Genomic DNA, 20,191 nt, shown 5'->3' with positions numbered 1-20,191 from the left:
GGCCGCCGAGGTTCAAACGGGTTCCGGACCCGTCGCGATCCCTCCTCGTCGGTGTCGAAGGCGCCGGCGCGGGGGCGGTCAGTCGCCGCGGCCCATCGCGTAGAACTCGTCGTTCGGACGCATGTCCGCGACGGTCGCCATGCGGTTCGAGAGGTTGAAGAAGGCCGCCACGGAGGCGATGTCCCACACTTCCTCCGCGGAGAAGCCGGCGTCGCGGAGTCGCTGGATATCTTCGGCGGCCACGGTCCCGGGGGAGTTCGTGAGTGTGACGGCGAAGTCGAGCATCGCCATGTGGTGGTCGGAGACGTCGGCCCGTCGGTGGTCCGTGGCGAGCTGGTCGGCGATCTTCGGCGCGCCGGCGTAGATCCGACGGAGCGCGCCGTGACCGACCACGCAGTAGAGGCAGTCGTTCGCGCCCGACACCGCGACGACTACCGTCTCGACCTCCTCCCGAGCCAGTGGCGTGTCGGACACGATCGCGTCGTGGTACGCGAAGAACGCCCGGAAGTGGCTGGGCGTGTACGCGAACGCCGAGAACACGTTCGGCGTGAACCCGGCGTCCTCCGTCTCCTCGTCGATGCGGTCGCAGAGGTCCTCGGGGAGGTCCTCGTAGTCGGGCACGGGGAACCGTCGCATCGCGTTTTCGTTCGTACCGTCAGGCGCGCGGCGCGACCACAAGGCCGTTCCCTCGGACCACCCGTCGCCTCGCTTCTCTCCCGCGTCGCGAGCGGTCTCACCGACTTGGGCGGTTGATTTATGCGGGGGCGTGCCGTGCGTCGGCACACGCATGCCCGACCCGAGCGACGCCGGTCCGGGAGCCGGCGACAGCGACGGCCGGCCGGCGCCGGGTTCGGAAGGCGCCGACCGGACGGCGGTCGTGGAGCGGCTGTACGGCGAGGTCCCCTTCCACCGGCGGCGCGACCTGGAGGTGCTCGCCGTGACCCCGGAGCGCGCCAGCGTCAAGCTGGCGTTCGACCCCGGGCTCGTGGGCAACCCCGAGCTCGGCGCGGTCCACGGGGGCGTCGTGAGCGCGCTCGTGGACCTCGCGGGCGCCGCCGTCTTCGTCGGCGGGCGCGAGGCGTTCACGCCCACCATCGACCTCCGCGTGAACTACCTCGAGGCCGCCGGCCGGGAGCCGCTGTACGCGACGGCCACGGTGGACCGGCGCGGCGCCGACATCGGCGTGGCGAGCGTCGAAGTCGAGTCCGGGGACGCCGTCTGCGCGACCGGGACGGGCGTCTACAAGCTCACTGATGACTGAGTTCCCCGTCGGCGACGTCGTGGACGCGCACGTCCACCTGATGCCAGACCGGCTGATGGCCGCCATCCGGGAGGCGCTGGGCGAGGCCGCCGGCTGGGCGTTCGACCACCCGACCGACCGCGACCGGATGGAGGCGGCGCTGAGCGCCGCCGGCGTCGAGCGGTACGCCGCGCTCCCGTACGCCGCGCGCCCGGGGACGGCGGCCGACCTCAACGAGTGGGTGATCGAGGCCGCCGCGGACTCCGAGATGGCGGTCCCGTTCGCCACCGTCCACGCCGCGGACGACGACCCGGGAACCGTCGTCGCCGACGCCTTCGACGCGGGGGCGCGCGGGCTGAAGCTCCAGCTTCCGGTCCAGGGGTTCGCGGCCGACGACCCGCGGCTCGATCCGGTCTACGAGGCCGTCGCCGCCCGCGACGCGCCTGTCCTGCTCCACGCCGGGACGGCGCCGATGTTCGAGGACAGCCCCCACGTCGGCGTCGAGCGCTTCGAGTCGTTCCTCGCCTCCTACCCCGACGTGCGGGTGTGCGCCGCGCACATGGGGACCTACGAGGTCGAGGCGTTCGTCGACCTCGCCCGCGACCACGACAGCGTGTTCCTCGACACCACCTTCGCCATGTCGAGCGTGGCCGAGACGTACATGGACTTCGACCCGGCGACGGTCGCCGACGAGACGCTGATCGAGCTCTCGGCGTCGATCATGTACGGCTCGGACTACCCGAACATCCCGTATCCGTACGCCCGAGAGCGGGAGCACCTGCTCTCGCGGGACCTGCCGGTCGAGGTCCAGCGCGACATCTTCTCCCGGACCGCGCGTCGCTTCCTCGACGGCGACTGAGCGGCGAAGCCGCCTCCTCGACGGCGACGAGCGCCCGCGCCGCTCGCCGGGCGCTCAGTACCGCTCGTCGACGACGCCGGGCTCGTCGAGGTCGGCGACCAGTTCGACGGCGTCCGGGGTCACGATGAGGCGGTCGGCGAGCGCGGCGCGTAGTTCGTCGGCGTCGGCCTCGCCCTCGCAGATCACGACGAGGCGGTCGGTGGTCTCGGGCTGCGACACCTCGACGCGGTACTCGCCGGTCAGCCCCTCGAAACCGGCGATCACCGTCTCGACGCTCTCCGGATACACCTTCACGCCCTTGACCTTCAGCCGCTCGTCCGTGCGGCCGATGACGCCGTCGGGCAGCACGACGGTCCCGTCCTGGACCGCGAGTTCGGCGAGGTCGCCGGTCCGGTAGCGCACGAGGGGGACCCCCTCCTTCCGGAGGTGCGTCACGACGATTTCCCCGCGCTCGCCGTCGGCGACCGCCTCGCCGGTGTCCGGGTCGACGACCTCTACCACCGCGTAATCGTCGACGACGCGGAGGCCGTCCTCGGCCGCGGTCTCGGCCGCGACGGGCATGATGTGTCGCGTGCCGAAGTAGTCCACTGCGGTCGAGGCGCCGAGCGCGTCCTTGACCGCCTCGCGGCGGCCGGGGATCGACGTGAACGGCTCGCCCGCACCGACGAACGTGTCGACCGAACCGCCCTCCGCGCCGATCTTCAGCGCGAAGCTCGGGTTGCCCACGACGGCGTCCACGTCGTACGCCTCGATGGTGGCGGCGGCCTGCTCGGAGTCGCCGGGGCCGAGCGGGAACACCTCCGCGCCGAGGCGTTCGAGCGCCCGATGGAGCACGTACCCGGTGCCGAACAGCTCGTAGCCGAACGTGTTGACGACGCGGTCGCCGGGCTCGACGCCCGCGCGTTCGAGCACGTCCGCGTTGGCTGCGGCCTGGGCGTCGAGGTCGTCGGCCGTGTCGAACACCGGCCGCAGCTGCTCGCCCATCGGCGAGAACGTGACCATCGCCGCGCCGTCGTACAGCGAGCCGCTCGGCGGCGCGGCCTCGAAGTCGGCCTCGATCTCCCCCGCCGTGGTGAACGGGAGCGACCGGAAGTCGGCCCACGAGTCGACCGCCGTCGGGTCGACGCCCGCGTCCGCGAACTTCTCGGCGTAGAAGTCGCGGTCGACGACCCGCTCCAACTGCTCCCCGACCGCGGCCAGTGTGCTGTCGTCGTACATCGCGTTAACACACGTCAAACTAGCACATAAATCTCCGTCACGGGCGCGGCGCGCGGGCCGTCGCGCTCAGTACGCGAACGGCCACGTGCGCAGGTACTCCTTGATCTTGCCTAGCCCGGCCAACACCCCCTTCGGCTCGACGGCGAGCACGACGATGATGATCGCGCCGAAGAACACCGGCAGCAGGGCGGTCGCGTTGGTGCCCGTGAGGTCGGCGAGGTAGTTGAGGCCGTCGTTGAGGTAGTCCTGGACGAGCGTGACGACGCCGACGCCCAGCAGCGCGCCCCACACGCGTCCGAGGCCACCGAACAGCAGCATGACGTAGTGTTCGAGCGTGAGCCCGAGGGTGAAGTACTCCGCGTTGATGAAGCCGATCTGGAACCCGAACAGCCCGCCCGCGACGCCGATCATGAACCCGCCGATGGCGAACGCGAGCAGCTTGTTCTTGAACACGTTGACGCCGAGGACGGACGCGGAGAGATCGTTCTCGTGGATCGCGCGGAACGTCTTTCCGATGCCGGTCCGCGAGAGGTTCAGCGACAGCAGCGCGAACACCAACAACAGCACCAGCGCGAGCAGGTACTTGTCGATGGTCGTGCCGAGAGCGCCGACTGGGCCGACGAGGCCCACGTTCGAGGGCACCGACTGGGTCGTCCCGCCGTGGATGAACGCGAGCTGCGGGTTCACGAAGAACCACTCCTCGGCGATGAACTGGAGCGCCAGCGTCGAGATGGCGATGTAGAACCCCTTGACCCGGAACGACGGGAGGCCGAAGCCGACCGCGACCAGCGCGGAGATGAGGCCGCCGACGGCGAGCGCCGGGAACAGCCCCGCGCCGACGGCGAGCAGTCTGCTCGTGCTGTACGCGCCGATGGCCATAAACGCGCCCTGCGCGAGCACGATCTCGCCGGCGTAGCCGAGGATGACGTTGAGCCCCAACACCGCGATGGCGAAGATGTACGCCTGCGTCAGCAGCGTCACGGTCCCGCCGCCGAGCAGGAACGGCGCGATGAAGGGGATCGGCAGCCCCAGAGCGAGCGCGATCTTCTGCGTCCGCCACCGGACGAGGCCCATTCGCGACTCGTAGTCGGTGAAGTACTCACCGCAGGGCATGCGACCACCCCCCTTCGGCCGCGGCCGGTCGAGTCGTCGGTACGCCGCCGGAGCGCCGCGTGGCGCGCGAACTGTGTCCGTTCATCGTCAGAGCCTCTCTATCCGCTCGGTGCCGAACAGGCCGTACGGCTTCACCAGGATGACGACGAGCAGGAGGATGAGGGGGAGTATCTCCCCGAACCCCGCGCCGAAGTTGGCCTGAACGTCCGTGAAGGGGACGTACACCGCCGTGCCGCCCACGAGGTAGTACGACCCCAGTTCCTGGAGGACGCCCACGACGATCGAGCCGATGAACGCCCCGGGGATACTGTCGAGGCCGCCCAACACGACGGCCGCGAAGATGATGATACCGGTGTTCTCGATCGAGACCGCCGCCCCGCCGCTGGAGGTCGCAAGCAGGATGCCGCCGATGGCGGTGATGGCGATCGAGAGCGTCCACGCGAGCGCGATGGTGCGCTCGATAGAGACGCCGAGCACCATCGCCGCCTGCTCGTCGCTGGCCGACGCCCGGAGGATCGACCCGGTGACGGTCTCGCGGAAGAACAGCATCAACACGGCGACGACGACGAGCGCGATGGCGACGGCGACGGCGTACGCCGCCTGTATCGATGTGCCCAGCGGGAGACTGAGCTGGCCGCCGAACGTCAGCGCCGACGGGTACGCCTGCGCGTTCTGCCCGTACAGGAAGAAGACGACCCCTTCGAGGATGCTGCCGAGCGCCAGCGTCACGATGATGACCGACAACACCGGCTCGCCGATGAACTGGCGGAACACGACGCGTTCGAGCACCAGCCCGAGCACGAGGCCGAGCAGGACCGTCACGAGCACCGCGGTCCACGCGGGAATCGCCGCCGGGAGCACGGTGGCCGTGCCGAAGATGACGACCCCGTACGCGCCGACCATCGCGATCTGGCCCTGCGCGAAGTTCAGGACGCCGGTCACCTTGTAGATGAGCGAGAAGCCCATCGCCACGAGCGCGTACAGCGCGCCCAGTCCGAGCCCGCTCAGCGAGATGTCGATGAACGTGACCCAGTTGACCATCTAGCTCACCTCCAGTTCGCGGTCCTCGTCGAGGACTGGTTGGTCCACGTCCACGATGCGCATGACTCCGCGTTCCTCGGACTCTCTGCCGTCTTGGTAGGTGATCGTAAGCTCCATCGCTATCTCGGTGCTGCCGTCGTACAGGGCGGTCACGAGGTCGCTGTACCGGTCCACGACGACCTCGCGGCGGAGCTTCCCGGTGCGGGTGAGCTCCCCGTCGTCGGCGTCGAACTCCTTGAAGAGGAGGACGAACCGCCGGATCGGGTTGTCGAGGTCTTCGTTGGTCTCGGCGACGACCCCGCGGAGCAGCTCTAAGACCGGTTCCTTCCGCGTCAGGTCGCTGTACCCCGCGTACTGGATGTCCCGCTGGTCGGCCCACTCCGCGACGTTGTCGTACCGGATGTTCAGCACCGCGGTGAGCTCGGCGCGGTCGTCGCCGACGACCATCGCCTCCTTCACGTAGGGGTTGAACTTCAGCTTCGTCTCGACGCTTATCGGCGCGACGGCGGTGCCGTCGCTCATCTCTAACACGTCGTCCATCCGGTCGAAGATCCGCACGTGGTCGTCGTCGGTGAGCGCGCCGAAGTCGTCGGTGTGGAGCCAGCCGTCCTCGAACGCGGCCTCCGTCTTCTCCGGCATTCCGTAGTAGCCGGAGGTGACGACCGGGCCCCGGACGAGGAGCTCGCCGCCCGGCGTGATGCCCACCTCGACGTTCGGGAACACCTCGCCGACCGTCTCGACCTGGACGTCGTCGTCGCGGTGCATCGTCACGAAGCCGCACACCTCGGACTGTCCCCAGATCTGTTTGAGCGGGACGCCCATCGCGTGGTAATACTCGAAGTGGTCCTCCCCGAGCGGGCCGCCGCCGGTGTAGACGTTCTTCGCGCGCTTCAGCCCGATCTTGTCGAGTATCGGGCGGTACGCCACCCAGTACGACAGCCAGTGGGCGCCGCGCAGCCACGCCGGCGGCTCCTCGTCGTTCCTGTCGCCGATGACGTACGCGGCGTACTTCTCGCCGATGCTCGTCGCCGTCTCGTACACCCAGCGCTTGAGCCGGGTGGTGTTCTCGATCTTCGCCTTGACGTCCGCGACCCACGCCTCGTACCGCTTCGGCGACGAGAAGATGATCTCGGGTCCGATCTCCCGGAGGTCGTCCTCCTCGGTCTCGGGCTGTTCCGGGAAGTTCGCGGTCCAGCCGGCGACGAACGCGGCCGCGAGCAGGATCATCTGCTCGCCCACCCACGCCATCGGGAGGTACGAGAAGTAGTCCGACTCCTTCGGCAGCGGGTCGATGTCGATGGCGGCGTTGGCGAGGTTTACGAGGTTGAAATGCGAGAGCCGGACGCGTTTCGGCATCCCCGTCGTCCCGGAGGTGGGCGCGAGCATCGCGGTCGCCTCCGCGGGCACGGCCTGGATCTCGGACGCGAGGTAATCGTCGCTCACGGCCCCGGACTCGCGGCGCTCACGGCCGCGCTCCTCGACGTCCTCGTATGCGACGATCTCCGGGTCGCCCGGCTCGGTCTTCTCGCCGTTCTCGTACCGGAACATCCCCTTGTCGTCCCGGTAGATGATGGTCGACAGCGACGGCACGTCGTCCGAGACGAGGAGGAGCTTGTCCACCATCTCCTGGTCTTCCGCGTACACGATCTCCGGCTCCATCAAGCGGAGCTGCTTCTCGATGTCCTCGGGCAGCATGTCCTCGTAGTTCGGGGCCGCCATCCCGCCGAGGGACTGCGCGGCGATCCACGCCCACAGCTGGTGCGGGCGGTTGTAGCCGATGGTGAACAGCACGTCCTCGTCGCCGAACCCGTACTCCTCCAAGCCGAGCGCGAACCGCTCCACCCGGTCGTAGTACTCCTCCCAGGTGAACTCCTGCCAGACCCCGTACCGCTTCCAGCGCAGGGCGATGTCGTCCGGGTGCTCGGCGGCGTGGTCGATGAGTATCTCGGGGAGCGCCCGGTCGGAGACGATGGGAACCGACTCGCCCTCCGGCGCGGTCAGGACGCGCTCGACGGAGAGCCCCGAGTCGGCGGCGGCGCCCGACTCGGCGGAGCCGCCGGACGCGACGCCGTCGCTCTCGGCGTTGTCGGCCGCCATCTACTCGACCCCCGTGTAGACGCGGGCGACCTCGGGGTCGTTCGTCACCTCCTCGGGCGGCCCGCGGGCGATGACGCCGCCCTTCTGCATGACGATCATCCGCTCGGAGACGGCGGTGACGACTTCGAGGTCGTGCTCGATCATCACGAGCGTCAGCCCCTCCTCCTCGTGGAGGTCGGTCAGGAAGCGGATCATGTCGTACTTCTCGTCGAAGGTGAGCCCGCTCATCGCCTCGTCGAGCAGGAGCACGTCCGGTTCGAGCGCGAGCGAGCGGGCGAGGTCGACGCGCCGCTGGACCCCCAGCGGCAGCGTCGACACCGTCGTGTGGCGGTGTTCCCACAGTTCGAGGTAGTCGAGGATCTCCTCGACGAACCGCATGTTCTCGGCCTCCGTCTTCCGGCCGCTGCCGTAGTACAGCATCGCCGAGAGCACGTTCGGGCGCTCGGCGACGGCCCGGGTCGTCATCACGTTCTCCAAGACGTCCTCGCTCTCGAACAGCTCCAATCCCTGGAACGTCCGCCCGATGCCGTGGCGCGCGCGGTAGTGTTCCGGCCTGCCGCTGACCTCCTCGCCGTTCAGGAACACCTCGCTGCCGGCGTCCGGCGTGTAGAAGCCGTTGAGGATATTCAACAGCGTGGTCTTCCCGGCCCCGTTCGGCCCGACGATCGACACCCACTCGCCGTCGGCGACGCCGAGGTCCACGTCGTCAACGGCGGTGATCGAGCCGAACGTCTTGGTCACGTTCCGGCAGCCGATCGCGGCAGCCTCAGGGGAGACGTGGGCCCCGCCCCTGAGCGCTGCCGCCGGCGTCTCGGCCTCCTGATCGGCGCTCATCAGGTCCACCTCTTGCGGATCTTGTAGTGTCTGACGTCGGTGTAGCGGGAGTCCTCGCCCGACGTGCCGAGGTAGAACTCCTTGATCTCCTCGCGCTGGACCAGCTCGTCGGCCGGATCGTGGAGCTCTATCTGCCCGTTCTCCATGACGTAGCCGTAGTCGGCGATCCCGAGCGTGCGCTTGGCGTTCTGGTCAGCGATGAGCATCGTGATGTCCTCCCGCCTGTTGATCTCCACGAGCGTCTCGAAGATGTCCCTGACAAGCTTCGGCGCGAGCCCGAGCGACGGCTCGTCCAACAGAAGCAGGTTCGGCCGGTGGATGAGCGCTCGCGCGATGACGAGCATCTGCTGTTGGCCGCCGCTGGCGTAGCCCGCCTTGAGGTCCATGATGTCCTCCAACTGCGGGAAGTACTCGAAGGCGATCTGGTAGTCGTCCTCGTCGAACCGGAACCGGCGGCCCTCGCGGTAGAGCCCGCACCGGAGGTTCTCTTCAACGGTGAGGTCCTCGAACACCCGCCTGCCTTCGAGGATGTGCGTGATACCGCGTCCGACCATCTCGTTGGCGCCGTCGTTGGTCACGTCCTCGCCGCGGTATAACACCCTTCCGCGGGTGACCTCGCCGCGCTCGCTCCGACCGATGCCGCTTATCATCTTCAGGATCGTCGACTTGCCCGCGCCGTTCGGGCCGAGCAGCGCGACGATGTCGCCCTCGTCGGCCGACATCGAGACGCCCTGAACGGCGAGGAAGTGCCGGTCGTAGACGATCTCGACGTTGTCGAGTTCGACGACCGGGAGGTCGCCGTCGCCCGTCGCGTCCGCCGCGTCCGCGGTCATTTGCTCGTCGGTCGCCATCATAGTCCGATCCAGGAGTCGCGGCGGGGCAGTTCGACGCTGGTGTCGAAGCTCAGGCTGCCGTCGGTGACCTCGAACAGCCGCCCGTTCATCGTCGGGCGGCGGTCGCCCGCCTCGTAGCTGAACGGCTCGGCGAGCCCGAACATGTCGTCGTCCTCGATGCCGAACATCCCCTGTCTGACGTTCGGTCCGCTCGTGACGTCGTTCCCGGCCTCGGCCGCGTTCTGCATGCCCTTCAGCGCGAGCAGGGCGTGGATCACGCCGCGCACGTAATTGAGCTGAGCGATCTCGGGGTCGTCCATGCTGCGCCCCTCGCGCTCGAAGTTCGCCTCGATGATCTCCGCGCCGCGGCCGCCGCTGTCGAGCGCGCCCTGAAACGTGCGGAACGCGTTGACGTATCGCACGCCTTCGAAGATGTCGGGCGACTGCTGGACCACGCGCTCGTCGACGGTGTAGGTCAGGCCGCACACCGTCAGGTCGGGGTAGATGTCCTGTCGGTCCTCCAATAGCACCCGCATCGGCGCAGACGTGTTCTGGTGAATGAGGTAGTCGATCTCTTGGTCGCGGGCCTGCCTGAGCTGCGTGGTCGCGGAGTTGGCGGTCAGCGGGAGGTTGATGTCCGGGGCCACGTCAAGCCCGAGCTCCTCGGCGTACTGCTTGCCGCCCTCGACGGGCGAGCGCCCGAACGCCGTGTTAGAGAAGATGAACCCGACCGTCGCCTCGGGGTCGTTGTCAGCGATCCACCGCAGGTGCGCGCGGGCCTGACTGGTGTAATCGAGGTTCCCGAAGAAGTTGTACGGGAACTCCTCGGTGACGAGGTTCGCGGAGTACGACGCGGAGACGTACACCACCCCGTCGTCCGCGACGGTGCCCGCCAGCGCCTCGGTGTCTGCGGTCCCCCAGCCGATGATCAGCGGCGGCGACGACTCCGAGGTGTACTGCTGGTAGTACTGCTGGGCCTGCGGCACCTCGTAGGCGTAGTCGTTGTTCGGGTGGTCGATGCTCACGTCGAACAGGTCGTTCTCGTTGATGTAGGTGATAGTGTCGCGAGAGCCGATGGCCGTCGGCCGGCCCACGTCGGAGGTCGCGCCGCTCTCGTCGTATATCCCGGGTACCGTGACGGAGTCGGCCATGCCCCCGTTCCCCCCGCCGCCGCTGCCGTCTCCGCCGTCCCCGCCGCCGATACAGCCGGCGAGCGCCAGCGTCGCCGCTCCGGCGGCACCGCTTTTCAGGACGTTGCGCCGCCGATATAGCCTCGTCGAATTTCCCGTGTTATCAGTTGTCATGAGTGTCTACCTACTACCCAGAGCCACATACTACATAATCATTAGGGATAGATTCACTCGCCTGCGGGCGGTTATCCGGTCGCCGCCGCGCTCGCGGGCGTCGTGCGGATCGATCCGGTGCGCCGAAACAGTCAAATGCGAGTGCCGCGACGGCTGTCGCATGTTCACGTTTGTTGTGGGTATCGACACGGACGAGGACCGGGCCACCGCGCAGGCCGAGACGATCGCGTCGATGCCGCTGGAGGCGGACGACGTGACGGCGGTCCTCGTCCACTCGTTCAGCGAGAACAAGGGGGGCGGCACCGTCGAGCAGGTCAAGTCGGTTCGGGTCGCTCGGTCGCGGCTCGAGGACGCCGGGATCGAGGTGACACCCGAGGGGTACGGCGGCGACCCGGCCCGAGCGATCCTCAACGTCGCCGACGAGCACGACGCCGACCAGATCGTCGTCGCCGGGCGGAAGCGCACCCCGACCGGGAAGGTCCTGTTCGGCAGCGTCACGCAGAGCGTCATTCTCGACACCGAACGGCCGGTCCTCGTCTGTAGCGGGGGCGACTAAGACGGGTCGACCCCGGCGGCCGGCAGTCGAGCCTCCCGGGCAGTCCGAGCGGTCCAGCGGCTCGGGCAGTCCGGCAGTCTAGCGGCACGGGCAGTCAGGGCGGTCTAGCATCTCAGGCAGTCCGGGCGACCGGTCGGCAGTCGGGCGGTCACCGCGACCGCGGCCGCCGGTCGTCGGAGACCGTCGCGATCAGTTTATATCCGCGAGCGAGTAGATCGCACCGTGGTGGCGATGACGAGTCGGTTACCCCCACTGAGCCCCCTGTGACGACGGGTTTCCACCGAGCCACCTTCCGCCCTCGCCAGCGGCGCGACCGTGCCGCCCCCGAGCGGTCGTCGACACCCCGCGGGGCGGCGCCGAGCGACGGAGCGCGGTGAAAGTGATTCAGCGCCGTGTCAACTGCACGCAGTCCGGCGGTTTCGAGGCGAAAAGGGCGGGTCGGTCGGCGTCGATCGCTCGGCGGACGAGGGTGCCCCCGGTCAGTACGAGGCGGCGCGCTTGTCGAGGCCGGCGGCCTCGATGTCCTCGCCGTCGACGGAGGTACGGAGCACGTCCATCCCGTCGTCGCGGTCGACGTCGAAGTTACGGGCGTACAGCTCCTCCAAGCGCTCGTACTCGGCGTCGGAGATCGGCGGCACGTCGGCGGCGGCGCTCCACTCGGCGATGTCGTCGCCGTCGCGGAAGGTGGGCGTGACGGACGCGACCTCGTCGTGCGCGAGCAGCCAGCGGATCGCGGCCTGCGCCATCGTCCGGGTCCCCTCGACGCCCTCCGGGTCTTCGAGGAAGCGGATCGCCTCCACCTTCTCCCAGCCGGTCTCGTACCACTCCTTCGGCCGGTGCGAGCGGTGGTCGCCGTCCTCGAGGACGGTGTCGGGTGTCACCTGCTCGTTGAGCAGGCCGGAGGAGTGCGGGACGCGCGCGATGACGGAGGTGTCCGAATCGCTCTCGCGGACCGTCTCGACGAAGTGGCGGCCGGGCTCCTGCTCGAAGAGGTTGAAGACGGTCTGGACCGCGTCGAACTCCTCGTACTCGACGGCCGCGTCGCCCTCGGCGAGCCAGCCGATCGAGGGGCCGAGCGCCCAGCCGAGCGCGCGGACGCGCCCGTCTTCCTTCCACTCGCGGAGGAGGTCGCGCACCTCGGGCGTCACCTCGTCGACGTTGGCGTTGTGGAGCTGGAGCACGTCGACGTAGTCGGTGTCGAGGCGGTCCAGCGAGGCCTCGAACGCCTCCGTGAGGTACTCGCGGTTGAGCTCCTTCGGGAGCTCGCCGTGGCCGGCCTGCGGGTTGTCGTAGAAGTCGTAGCCGATCTTCGTCGACAGCGTCACCTCGTCGCGGCGGCCGTCGATCGCCTCGCCGATGATCGCCTCGCTGTCGCCGTGGCCGTACACGTCGCCCGTGTCGACGTAGGTGACGCCCGCGTCGAGCGCCTCCTCGACCATCGCGACCGCCTGGTCGTCCGAGCGGTCGCCCCACCAGTCGGTGCCGACGACCCACGCGCCGAAGCCGATCTCCGAGACCTCGACGCCCGAGTTACCGAGTTCGCGGTGTTCCATACCGGCCGCTTGGCGGTCGGGACACTTATCGGGCGCGGTCGCTCTCGGCGCCGTGGAACCGACCCCGGCACGGCAGCGACGGACCGCCGTCTCGGGCCGCGGCCGGCACCGGTGGATATTACTCGCCCGTCGCCGATCCGACGTTCATGGACGACGCCCTCCGCCGGCGGCTCGACGCCGTCGTCGCCCTGCTCGCGGTCGTCGCCGTCGTCTCGGTCACCGCCCTGCTGCTCTCGTTCGGCAGGGCTGCGATCGCCCCGGTCTTCACCGTCGCGTTCGTCGGCGTCCTCGCGGGCCTGTTCGTCCGCGCCGAGCTGTACTGACGGATCGGGCGCCGCGGTCGCACAACCGAATCCATTTGAGGGGCGGCGACGAAGGTGGGCCGATGACAAAGCGACACGTGTCCCTGCCCGACGGCGCCGAGGCCGGGGTCCGAGGGTTCATCGACGAGGTGGACGAGCGGCTCTCCTCGGACGAGGACACCTGCGAGGTCGTCCGCGACGTGCTGATCGACCTCCACGGCGACCGGGAGGCGTGGGAGGCGTGGCAGGACGGCGAGTCGGTGTCGCGCGCCGAGCGCGTCCGCCTCCAGGGATACGACCCGTGTAACGCGACGCTGGAGTCGGAGTACTACGCCGAGAAAGACGAGGACCGCTTCCGGCGCTCGAAGCACCTCCAGTGGCTCTGGCGGCAGTTCGACGCCACGCCGATGGCCGACAACGTCGAGTTCGCGCTCCGCTTCCGGCAGATGCTCGGGAACCACCTGTTCGCCGAGTGCGGGGACGACTGCCGCTTTTTCAAGGGCATCTCCGTCACCTACGGCCACAACATCGAGGTCGGCGACAACGTCGTGATCCACGACGACGTCCACCTCGACGACCGCGGGAAGCTGACGATCGGCGACCGCGCCTCCATCTCCGACGGCGTCCACCTCTACAGCCACGACCACGACATCGTCGACCAGACGGAGGTCCGGAACTTCCACACGATCGTCGGGGACGACGCCCGGGTCACCTACGACGCGATGGTCAGGGCGGGCTGCCGAATCGGCGAGAACAGCGTCGTCGGCGCGCGCTCGGTCGTGCAGGGCGACGTGCCCGACCACCACGTCGTCGTGGGGTCGCCCGCGCGGTCCGTCCGCGTCAAGCCCGGGTGGGAGGAGGTCGCCGACGACCTCGAGGACGGGCGACTCCCCGACAACCAGGACGAGCGCGAGATCGAGTACGAACTCCCCGAGGACCTCGATCAGTTCGACGAGTTCCGACGGGACCTCCGGCCGCCGAACCGACCGCGCTGACGCCGCCGTGCGGCCGACCCCGCGGAAGACCTGAACCGGAGCGCGTGGTGTGTTACCGCTCGCCAGCATCGTTATCCGACAGTAGCACGTACCGGCGACCGGTGGTACACGCATGACAGGACAGCGCATACTGATGATCGTCGGTGACTTCGGAGAGGACTACGAGATCATGGTCCCGTTCCAGGCGCTTCAGGCGGTCGGCCACGAGGTCCACGCGGTCTGCCCGGACCGGGAAGCGGGCGAGACGGTCAAGACCGCGATCCACGACTTCCGCGGCGACCAGACGTACTTGGAGGAGCGCGGCCACGACTTCGAGCTCACCCACGGCCTCGACGAGGTCGACCCGGCCGACTACGACGCCCTGGTCGTTCCCGGCGGGCGCGCCCCCGAGTACCTCCGCGGCTACGACGAGGTGCTCGACGCGGTGCGGCACTTCTTCGAGGCGGACAAGCCCGTCGCGTCGATCTGTCACGGCCCGCAGATCCTCGCGGCCGCGGGCGTGCTCGACGGCTACGAGATGACGGCGTACCCGGCGGTCAGGCCCGAGGTCGAGGCCGCCGGCTGCTCGTGGGTCGACGGCGTGACGACCGACGGCAACCTCGTCACCGGGCAGGCGTGGCCCGACCACCCCGAGTGGATCGCGCAGTTCCTCGACCTCCTCGGGACCGAGGTCGAACACGAGGAGCCCGCCGCGACGGCGGACTGAGTCCCCGACTGTTCCGCATGCCCGACCCCCGTGCGGTCGCCGTCAACGTCGCCGCCAACACGAACGAGCCGGGGTTCCGCGGCCCCGTCTACCCGGACGGCTCCTTCGCGTACGTCCCGATCCCCGAGCCGGCGGCGACGCTGCCGCGCGACCGGTTCCCGGTCGACGAGCCGCTCCCGACGTACGGCGACCTCGACCTCCCCTTCGCGGTCCCCGCCGACCTGCGCGGGACGCCGGTCCACGCCGACCCCGAGTTCCCGGGCGTCCACGGCCGCGAGCGGGCGACCTACGGCGACCCGTACGCCGTGAAGGCGGGCCGGATCGCCGCCCTCGACCCCGGCGACTGGCTCCTCTTCTACGCGACGCTCACGCTGCGGCCGCGCGACTGGGCGGGACCGGGTGACGGGCGTCCCGACGACGCGACCGGCGACCGCGACGGCGGAACGGACGACCGCGACGGCGCGTGGCTCCGCGAGCGAGGGGTCGCCGTCGACGACGACCTCGCCCCCGACTGGGGCGCGTACCTCTTCGCGGGGATGCGGGTCGAGCGGGTGCTCGCTACGGACGGCGGCGGCGACGCCGTCGACCGCGCGGCCGCCGTGAGGGCCGCGCCGACCAACGCGCACCTGAAGCGCGACCCGTTCGACGCCCGCGTCGTCGCGGTCGGCGACCCGGCGGTGTCGGGCCCGTTCGACCGCGTCGTCCCGCTGAGCGCGCCCGACGCCGGGAGCGAGGCGAACCGGATCGTCACCGACCTGTCGAGCGACTCCGGGAAGGGCCCGTGGTGGCGCCGCCCGATGGCCTTCGACGCGGCGGCGACGGGGCGGCTGCTGGCGCGGATCGATGCGGTCCGAGGATGAGCCGTGGCTGGCGCCACCGCGATTTATACTGTCGGCTGCCGTTACGAGACGTATGAGCGACGACGAACCCACTGAGACGACCGCGGAGAGCGACGGTCGCGGCGCGCCCTCGCGGCTCGGCCGCGTCCTGCTCGGCGTCGGCCTCGCCGCGCAGGCCTCGGAGGACTTCCGCGACATGGACGACACGATCGAGTACGCCGAGTCGGCGGGCGTCCCGATGCCGGACCTCGCCGCGCCGTTCGCCTCCGGCATGATGGTGGTCGCCGGCCTCGGCATCGCGCTCTGGCGGCTTCCCCGGATCGCGACCGGCGCGGCGGTCGCGTTTCTGACCGTCGTGACCGCGACGATGCACGACTTCTGGAACGCCGACGAGGACGACAAGAGCGGCGAGCGGCTCGCCTTCTTCGGGAACCTCGCGATGCTCGGCGGCGCGCTGGTGTTCCTGCGCGAGGCGTACAAGCGGTGAACGGCGGCGCGGAGCGCGGGGCCGAGGTTCCGGCCGCCTGTTTTTGATCAGCCGCCGGATCGGCGGCGGACACCGGCGTCTCTTATAGGTTCCCGGCGTCCAGCGGGTCTTCGAGCTGGCCCATCACCGCTTCCATGGCGTCCGTCGCAGTGATCAGGCCGACGACCTCGCCGTCCTCGATGACTAAGGCGAGCTCCTGGGACTCCGCCTGGAACCGGTCGAACGCGTCGCTGACGCTCGCGTCCGCCGCGACCGTCATCGGCGGGGCGGCGACCTCGGCGAACGTCAGGTCGCCGTCGCGAAGCTCGTCGTAGCGGCTCACGATCGAGGGGGCGTACACGATCCCCTCGAAGTCGGTCAGGTCGTCGCCGACGAGCGGGAAGCGGGTGTGCGGCGTGTCCCGGATCCGGTCGAGGTTCTCGTCGACGGACGCCCCCGTCGTCAGCGAGACGACCTCCTCGGGCGCGGTCATCACGTCCGCGACGGTCACCCGGTCGACGTCGAGCGCGTTGAGGACCTCCTCGCGGCGCTCCTCTGGGAGTTCGACCTCCTCCATCATCGACCCGAGACGGTTGCGGAGCTCGGCGCGCGTCTCCAGTACCTCCTCTTCGGCCTCGGTCCACGAGGCGGTCATCTCGACGCCGAACAGTCCGAGCGTCGCCTTCGCGACCCAGTCGCCGACCTTGATCAGCGGCGAGATGAGCCACGCGAACCAGTAGAGCGGCCGCGAGCCGTACCGGGCGACCTGCTTCGAGCGCTCGACGCCGAGGTACGTCGGCGTCTGCTCGCCGTGGGTCAGGTGGACCATGTTGATGAGGAAGAAGCCGAGGAAGGACCCGGCGCTGGCCGAAGCCAGCGCCGTGTTCTCGAAGACCGGCGCGAAGAGCGCGGTGTTCTCGAAGATCGGCGTGAAAAGCGCCGCCAGCCCCGGCTCGGCGACGATACCGAGCGCGATGGACGTGCCGGAGATCCACACCTGACAGGTCGTGAGGTAGAACTCCAGGTCGTCGGTCATCTCCCAGGCGCGCCGCAGCCCCGGCGTGTCCATCTCCGACTCGGGATACTGCCGGAGACGCGTCAGCCCGAACTCGATAGCCACGAAGTACGCGTTGATCAGGATGAGGAGGACCCCCGCGGCCACGCGGAGGGCGACCTCGGTCGGGGGCATCGCCGTCGCGAGCGGGATCATCGTCTCCACCGTCCCGACGCGCGACCCAAAAGCGTTCAGGGATCGCGTCGCCCGGCCGGCGGGACGGGTCACGGGCGCGCCGCGCCGTTACTCGTAGTCCTCGTAGGTCGGCAGCCCCTCGTCCGGCGGGAACTCCTCGACCGGGACCGTCGTCTCGTCGCCGCTCGCCATGTCCTTCACCGTGTACTCGCCGTTCTCCAGGTCGCGCTCGCCGACGACGACGACAGTCTCGGCGTTGATCGAGTCTGCGTAGCCCAGCTGGGCGCCGAACGAGCGGCCGGAGACGTCCTGCTCGACGACCACGTCGTCGCCAAGCGCGCGGAGGTCGCCCGCGAGCGCGGCCGCCTCGCTCCGCGTGTCGCCCACGCTGAGCACGTAGTAGTCCGTCGTCAGCTCCTCGTCGGGCCAGACGCCGGCGCGCTGGCAGAGCAGCTTGAGCGTCGCGTGCCCGGGGGCGACCCCGACCGCGGGAGTGGGCTGCCCGCCGAAGCTCTCGATGAGGTCGTCGTAGCGGCCGCCGCCGAAGACGGACCGGGACACCTCGCCGGTGGAGTCGAAGCACTCGAAGACGACGCCGGTGTAGTAGTCGAGCCCGCGGGCGGTGGTCAGCGACACCTCGCAGAACTCGCCCGCGCCGAAGTCGTCGGCCGCGGCGAGGACGTTCCGGAGGTTCTCGACCGCGGCCTCGACCGCCTCGCCGCCGGCCTCGGCGACCGCGTCGAGGTCGGCGACCGTCTCCACGTCCGCGATGAGGTCGTCGAAGTCGCGCGCGGTGTCGCGGGCGAGGCCCGCGTCCGAGAGGAGCCCGAGGTACTCGCCGTCGTCGACCTTCGCGCGCTTGTCGACCGCGCGGATCGCGGCCGCGGTGTCGACCGCGTCGGGGTCCGCCGCGAGCGAGCGGACGAGGCCGCCGAGGATGTCGCGGTGGGAGACCCGGAACTCGAAGTCGTCGCCGGTGAGCCCGAGGTCGGTCAGGGCGTCGGCGGCGACCGCGAGCACCTCGGCGTCGGCCTCGGGCGCCGACGAGCCGAACACGTCGATGTTCGTCTGGTAGAACTCGCGGAACCGGCCCTGCTGGACCTGCTCGTAGCGCCAGAACGGGCGGGTGGACACCCACTTGATCGGCTTCGACAGCTCCTGCCCCTTCGCGACGACCATCCGGGCGACGGTCGGGGTGAGCTCCGGGGTCATCGAGACGCCGCGGCCGCCCTTGTCGTCGAAGGCGTACAGCTCCTCGACGATCTCCTCGCCGGACTTGTCGACGTACATCTCCGTCCGCTCCAAGGCGGGGGTGGCGATCTCCCGGAAGCCGTGCCGGGCCGCGGCGTCCTCGACCGCGTCGGTCACCTCGCGGCGGGCGGACTGCTCGCCGGGGTAGAAGTCGCGGAATCCCTTGAGGCCGTCGTACATACGCGTCGCTTCGGCGAGCGCCCGCTTGAAAGCATCCTTTCGGGGGCGGCGATCGCGGACGTCGACGTGGAGGTCGCGGACGTCGAAACGCGGCGCCTCGCCCGGTCTACTCGCGCTGGTACTCCTTCTGGAACCCGCGGAACTCGGTCCGGTGGGCCTCCTCGTCCGAGAGCAGCGTCACGGCGAGGTCTTCGGTGACCGGATCGCCCGCCTCGTCGGCGGCGTCGACCAGCTCGCGGTACGTCGCGATCGCGTCCTCCTCTGCGTCCAGCACGCCGTTGATGACGGCAAGCACGTCCGTCGAGTCCTCGGGCGGCTGTAGCGACTCCTGGCCGGCCGTGAACTCGGCGGAGCCGGGCGGCCGCGCGTCGAGCTGTTTGAGCCGCTGGCCGAGCTGTTCGGCGTGGCCGAGCTCCTCCTGGACGTCCTGTTTGAGGCTCTCTTTGATCTCCTCGGCGCGGACGCCGTCGAGGACGATCGCGTTCGTCTGGTAGTTCATCACGGTCTCGATCTCGTCGGCGTACGCCGTCCGGAGCAGGTCGACGACTCGGTCGGATGACATGGTCGACGCTACGACCCCGGGGTCGAAAGTAGTTCCGGCACTTCCGGGCCGACGGGAGGCCGCCGACCGCGGGCGGAGCGCCGCACCGGCCGGTCAGTCGCTCCGGCCGTGGACGTACGTCTGGTCGTGGTCGGGGAACACGTCGCCGACGGTCCCCTCGCCGTACTGGTCCGCGATGAGCGTGCGGAGCTCGTCCTCGTAGTCCGCCTTCGGGACCTCTTCGCTCGGGCCCTGCTGGACGTCGAAGGTGGCGTCGACGAGCTGGTCGACGGCGTGGCGACCGAACCCGGAGAGCGGTGAGATGTAATCGATCCCGTTGCGGTCTTCGAGGCTCTGCGCCTGCGCCCGCGACACCGTGGGGACGCGGTCGTCGCGGCGGGTGCCGTCCGCGATGGCGTCGACGTCGAGCGCGGCGATGGTCTCTAAGGCGTGCTCGTGGACGCGCTGGATCCCGTTGCGCGGGTAGCCGTCCGCGACCATGGTCTCGGCCGCGTTCTCGGCGACCTCCGGGTCGAGCTCGACGCGCTCGAACGGGAACCCGAGCTCGGCGGCCGCCCGCTCCGCGTGCTCCCAGTCGTCCGTGAGCCCGAAGCTCCCGGTGACGCAGCGGACCTCGTAGAACCGGTCGAGCAGGTGGGCGGCCAGCGAGGAGTCTTTCCCCCCGCTGTACAGCAGCGCGAGCTCCATCTACCGGTGGCGGATGTCGAAGCTCTTCTGGTCGGGCTGGAGCTCCTTGAGGAGCTCGCGCATCTGCTCTTCGTCGATCTGTCCCTGAATCCGCCCGCTCTGCGCCAGCGCGGCGACCTGCTGTTTCACCTTCTCGCCGAACTGCGGCTTGGACATCTCGACCGCGTTGAGCCGCTGGCGGGCGCCGTCCGTGAGGTACTGTTTCAGCACGGCCTCCTGCTGGGCCTCGGCGCGCTCCTGGGCCTGCTGTTGGGCCTCGGCGGCGTCGCCCTCGCCGCCCTGCCGCTCGCGGAGCTCCTCCATCTTCTGTTCGCGCAGTTCCTCGAGCCGTTCGTCGTCGGGGTTACCGCTCATACACGCCCGTTC

Annotated in this window: 22 protein-coding genes; 8 read left to right on the top strand and 14 right to left on the bottom strand. The window is 69.6% G+C overall.

Features of this window, described 5'->3' with window-relative positions:
- Positions 1-78: 78 nt before the first annotated feature.
- Positions 79-636 carry a peroxidase-related enzyme gene (locus tag EXE50_RS14830; RefSeq protein WP_137705433.1) on the bottom strand — a complete coding sequence of 186 codons (558 nt, stop codon included), beginning with the start codon at positions 634-636 and terminating at the stop codon, positions 79-81.
- Between the two features lie 151 nt (positions 637-787).
- On the opposite strand from EXE50_RS14830, the gene EXE50_RS14825 reads away from it, so the two are divergent.
- Both EXE50_RS14825 and EXE50_RS14820 read left to right on the top strand, forming a co-directional pair.
- Positions 788-1,261: a PaaI family thioesterase gene (locus EXE50_RS14825; RefSeq protein ID WP_137705432.1), complete on the top strand. Its 474-nt coding sequence runs from the start codon at positions 788-790 to the stop codon at positions 1,259-1,261.
- On the top strand, positions 1,254-2,099 hold the full coding sequence (locus tag EXE50_RS14820; RefSeq protein ID WP_053770732.1) for an amidohydrolase family protein: 846 nt from the start codon (positions 1,254-1,256) through the stop codon (positions 2,097-2,099). Before EXE50_RS14825 ends, EXE50_RS14820 begins: the two co-directional genes overlap by 8 nt.
- Positions 2,100-2,153: 54 nt before the next feature.
- Here the strand turns inward: EXE50_RS14820 and EXE50_RS14815 are convergent, their stop codons facing one another.
- The 7 genes from EXE50_RS14815 to EXE50_RS14785 all read right to left on the bottom strand — a co-directional run bounded on the left by EXE50_RS14815 (position 2,154) and on the right by EXE50_RS14785 (position 10,539).
- Positions 2,154-3,317 (bottom strand): phenylacetate--CoA ligase family protein, encoded by a 1,164-nt coding sequence (locus EXE50_RS14815; protein WP_137705431.1) that lies wholly within the window; start codon positions 3,315-3,317, stop codon positions 2,154-2,156.
- A gap of 66 nt (positions 3,318-3,383) precedes the next feature.
- A complete protein-coding gene (locus tag EXE50_RS14810) occupies positions 3,384-4,430 on the bottom strand; it encodes a branched-chain amino acid ABC transporter permease (RefSeq protein WP_053770730.1) in 1,047 nt (348 codons plus the stop codon).
- A gap of 87 nt (positions 4,431-4,517) precedes the next feature.
- Entirely contained in the window at positions 4,518-5,471 is a 954-nt protein-coding gene (locus EXE50_RS14805; protein WP_053770729.1) for a branched-chain amino acid ABC transporter permease, read from the bottom strand.
- Complete coding sequence (locus EXE50_RS14800) at positions 5,472-7,568, bottom strand: AMP-binding protein (protein ID WP_137705430.1); 2,097 nt, start codon at positions 7,566-7,568, stop codon at positions 5,472-5,474.
- Positions 7,569-8,402 (bottom strand): ABC transporter ATP-binding protein, encoded by an 834-nt coding sequence (locus EXE50_RS14795; protein WP_137705429.1) that lies wholly within the window; start codon positions 8,400-8,402, stop codon positions 7,569-7,571.
- The gene (locus tag EXE50_RS14790) at positions 8,402-9,256 is read right to left on the bottom strand and encodes an ABC transporter ATP-binding protein (protein ID WP_241982686.1); all 855 of its coding nucleotides are present in this window, start codon (positions 9,254-9,256) and stop codon (positions 8,402-8,404) included. Before EXE50_RS14790 ends, EXE50_RS14795 begins: the two co-directional genes overlap by 1 nt.
- Positions 9,253-10,539 carry an ABC transporter substrate-binding protein gene (locus tag EXE50_RS14785; protein WP_137705428.1) on the bottom strand — a complete coding sequence of 429 codons (1,287 nt, stop codon included), beginning with the start codon at positions 10,537-10,539 and terminating at the stop codon, positions 9,253-9,255. The genes EXE50_RS14790 and EXE50_RS14785 overlap by 4 nt, the downstream gene beginning before the upstream one ends.
- Before the next feature lie 160 nt (positions 10,540-10,699).
- Between EXE50_RS14785 and EXE50_RS14780 the strand changes: the two genes are divergently transcribed.
- Positions 10,700-11,095, top strand: a complete 396-nt coding sequence (locus tag EXE50_RS14780) for a universal stress protein (RefSeq protein WP_053770725.1) — start codon at positions 10,700-10,702, stop codon at positions 11,093-11,095.
- Between the two features lie 479 nt (positions 11,096-11,574).
- Here the strand turns inward: EXE50_RS14780 and EXE50_RS14775 are convergent, their stop codons facing one another.
- A complete protein-coding gene (locus EXE50_RS14775; RefSeq protein WP_137705427.1) occupies positions 11,575-12,648 on the bottom strand; it encodes an aldo/keto reductase in 1,074 nt (357 codons plus the stop codon).
- Positions 12,649-12,794: 146 nt separating this feature from the next.
- On the opposite strand from EXE50_RS14775, the gene EXE50_RS17215 reads away from it, so the two are divergent.
- From EXE50_RS17215 to EXE50_RS14755, 5 genes are all read left to right on the top strand, one after another.
- The gene (locus tag EXE50_RS17215) at positions 12,795-12,971 is read left to right on the top strand and encodes a hypothetical protein (RefSeq protein ID WP_158293556.1); all 177 of its coding nucleotides are present in this window, start codon (positions 12,795-12,797) and stop codon (positions 12,969-12,971) included.
- 62 nt (positions 12,972-13,033) lie between these two features.
- Entirely contained in the window at positions 13,034-13,945 is a 912-nt protein-coding gene (locus EXE50_RS14770) for an acyltransferase (RefSeq protein WP_053770723.1), read from the top strand.
- A 112-nt stretch (positions 13,946-14,057) separates the two neighbouring features.
- Entirely contained in the window at positions 14,058-14,651 is a 594-nt protein-coding gene (locus tag EXE50_RS14765) for a DJ-1/PfpI family protein (RefSeq protein ID WP_137705426.1), read from the top strand.
- 17 nt (positions 14,652-14,668) lie between these two features.
- Entirely contained in the window at positions 14,669-15,511 is an 843-nt protein-coding gene (locus tag EXE50_RS14760) for a hypothetical protein (protein WP_053770721.1), read from the top strand.
- Positions 15,512-15,563: 52 nt separating this feature from the next.
- Positions 15,564-15,977, top strand: coding sequence for a DoxX family protein (locus tag EXE50_RS14755; RefSeq protein WP_053770720.1), 414 nt, complete (start codon positions 15,564-15,566; stop codon positions 15,975-15,977).
- Between the two features lie 82 nt (positions 15,978-16,059).
- Here EXE50_RS14755 and EXE50_RS14750 read toward each other — a convergent pair whose 3' ends face one another.
- The 5 genes from EXE50_RS14750 to EXE50_RS14730 form a co-directional block, all read right to left on the bottom strand.
- The gene (locus EXE50_RS14750; RefSeq protein ID WP_053770719.1) at positions 16,060-17,166 is read right to left on the bottom strand and encodes a CNNM domain-containing protein; all 1,107 of its coding nucleotides are present in this window, start codon (positions 17,164-17,166) and stop codon (positions 16,060-16,062) included.
- A gap of 87 nt (positions 17,167-17,253) precedes the next feature.
- On the bottom strand, positions 17,254-18,576 hold the full coding sequence (gene hisS / locus EXE50_RS14745; protein ID WP_137705425.1) for a histidine--tRNA ligase: 1,323 nt from the start codon (positions 18,574-18,576) through the stop codon (positions 17,254-17,256).
- Positions 18,577-18,682: 106 nt separating this feature from the next.
- Positions 18,683-19,138 carry a DUF892 family protein gene (locus EXE50_RS14740; RefSeq protein WP_053770717.1) on the bottom strand — a complete coding sequence of 152 codons (456 nt, stop codon included), beginning with the start codon at positions 19,136-19,138 and terminating at the stop codon, positions 18,683-18,685.
- A gap of 93 nt (positions 19,139-19,231) precedes the next feature.
- The gene (locus EXE50_RS14735) at positions 19,232-19,825 is read right to left on the bottom strand and encodes an asparagine synthase-related protein (protein WP_053770716.1); all 594 of its coding nucleotides are present in this window, start codon (positions 19,823-19,825) and stop codon (positions 19,232-19,234) included.
- Positions 19,826-20,179, bottom strand: coding sequence for a DNA-binding protein (locus EXE50_RS14730; protein WP_053770715.1), 354 nt, complete (start codon positions 20,177-20,179; stop codon positions 19,826-19,828).
- Between the last annotated feature and the right edge of the window lie 12 nt (positions 20,180-20,191).

Origin of the sequence: Halorubrum sp. ARQ200 (assembly GCF_005435115.1) — an archaeon.
Lineage (GTDB): Archaea > Halobacteriota > Halobacteria > Halobacteriales > Haloferacaceae > Halorubrum > Halorubrum tropicale.
The sequence above is the reverse complement of the archived record's forward strand: the minus strand, read 5'-3'. Positions and strand labels throughout refer to the sequence as shown.

Coding starts and splice junctions, on each gene's coding strand:
- EXE50_RS14775 (WP_137705427.1), bottom strand. CDS start 12,648: ATGGAACACCGCGAACTCGGTAACTCGGGCGTCGAGGTCTCGGAGATC.
- EXE50_RS14770 (WP_053770723.1), top strand. CDS start 13,034: ATGACAAAGCGACACGTGTCCCTGCCCGACGGCGCCGAGGCCGGGGTC.
- EXE50_RS14765 (WP_137705426.1), top strand. CDS start 14,058: ATGACAGGACAGCGCATACTGATGATCGTCGGTGACTTCGGAGAGGAC.
- EXE50_RS14805 (WP_053770729.1), bottom strand. CDS start 5,471: ATGGTCAACTGGGTCACGTTCATCGACATCTCGCTGAGCGGGCTCGGA.
- EXE50_RS14810 (WP_053770730.1), bottom strand. CDS start 4,430: ATGCCCTGCGGTGAGTACTTCACCGACTACGAGTCGCGAATGGGCCTC.
- EXE50_RS14815 (WP_137705431.1), bottom strand. CDS start 3,317: ATGTACGACGACAGCACACTGGCCGCGGTCGGGGAGCAGTTGGAGCGG.
- EXE50_RS14730 (WP_053770715.1), bottom strand. CDS start 20,179: ATGAGCGGTAACCCCGACGACGAACGGCTCGAGGAACTGCGCGAACAG.
- EXE50_RS14830 (WP_137705433.1), bottom strand. CDS start 636: ATGCGACGGTTCCCCGTGCCCGACTACGAGGACCTCCCCGAGGACCTC.
- EXE50_RS14825 (WP_137705432.1), top strand. CDS start 788: ATGCCCGACCCGAGCGACGCCGGTCCGGGAGCCGGCGACAGCGACGGC.
- EXE50_RS14735 (WP_053770716.1), bottom strand. CDS start 19,825: ATGGAGCTCGCGCTGCTGTACAGCGGGGGGAAAGACTCCTCGCTGGCC.
- EXE50_RS14785 (WP_137705428.1), bottom strand. CDS start 10,539: ATGACAACTGATAACACGGGAAATTCGACGAGGCTATATCGGCGGCGC.
- EXE50_RS14790 (WP_241982686.1), bottom strand. CDS start 9,256: ATGATGGCGACCGACGAGCAAATGACCGCGGACGCGGCGGACGCGACG.
- EXE50_RS17215 (WP_158293556.1), top strand. CDS start 12,795: ATGGACGACGCCCTCCGCCGGCGGCTCGACGCCGTCGTCGCCCTGCTC.
- EXE50_RS14740 (WP_053770717.1), bottom strand. CDS start 19,138: ATGTCATCCGACCGAGTCGTCGACCTGCTCCGGACGGCGTACGCCGAC.
- EXE50_RS14800 (WP_137705430.1), bottom strand. CDS start 7,568: ATGGCGGCCGACAACGCCGAGAGCGACGGCGTCGCGTCCGGCGGCTCC.
- EXE50_RS14755 (WP_053770720.1), top strand. CDS start 15,564: ATGAGCGACGACGAACCCACTGAGACGACCGCGGAGAGCGACGGTCGC.
- EXE50_RS14760 (WP_053770721.1), top strand. CDS start 14,669: ATGCCCGACCCCCGTGCGGTCGCCGTCAACGTCGCCGCCAACACGAAC.
- EXE50_RS14780 (WP_053770725.1), top strand. CDS start 10,700: ATGTTCACGTTTGTTGTGGGTATCGACACGGACGAGGACCGGGCCACC.
- EXE50_RS14795 (WP_137705429.1), bottom strand. CDS start 8,402: ATGAGCGCCGATCAGGAGGCCGAGACGCCGGCGGCAGCGCTCAGGGGC.
- EXE50_RS14820 (WP_053770732.1), top strand. CDS start 1,254: ATGACTGAGTTCCCCGTCGGCGACGTCGTGGACGCGCACGTCCACCTG.
- EXE50_RS14750 (WP_053770719.1), bottom strand. CDS start 17,166: ATGATCCCGCTCGCGACGGCGATGCCCCCGACCGAGGTCGCCCTCCGC.
- hisS (WP_137705425.1), bottom strand. CDS start 18,576: ATGTACGACGGCCTCAAGGGATTCCGCGACTTCTACCCCGGCGAGCAG.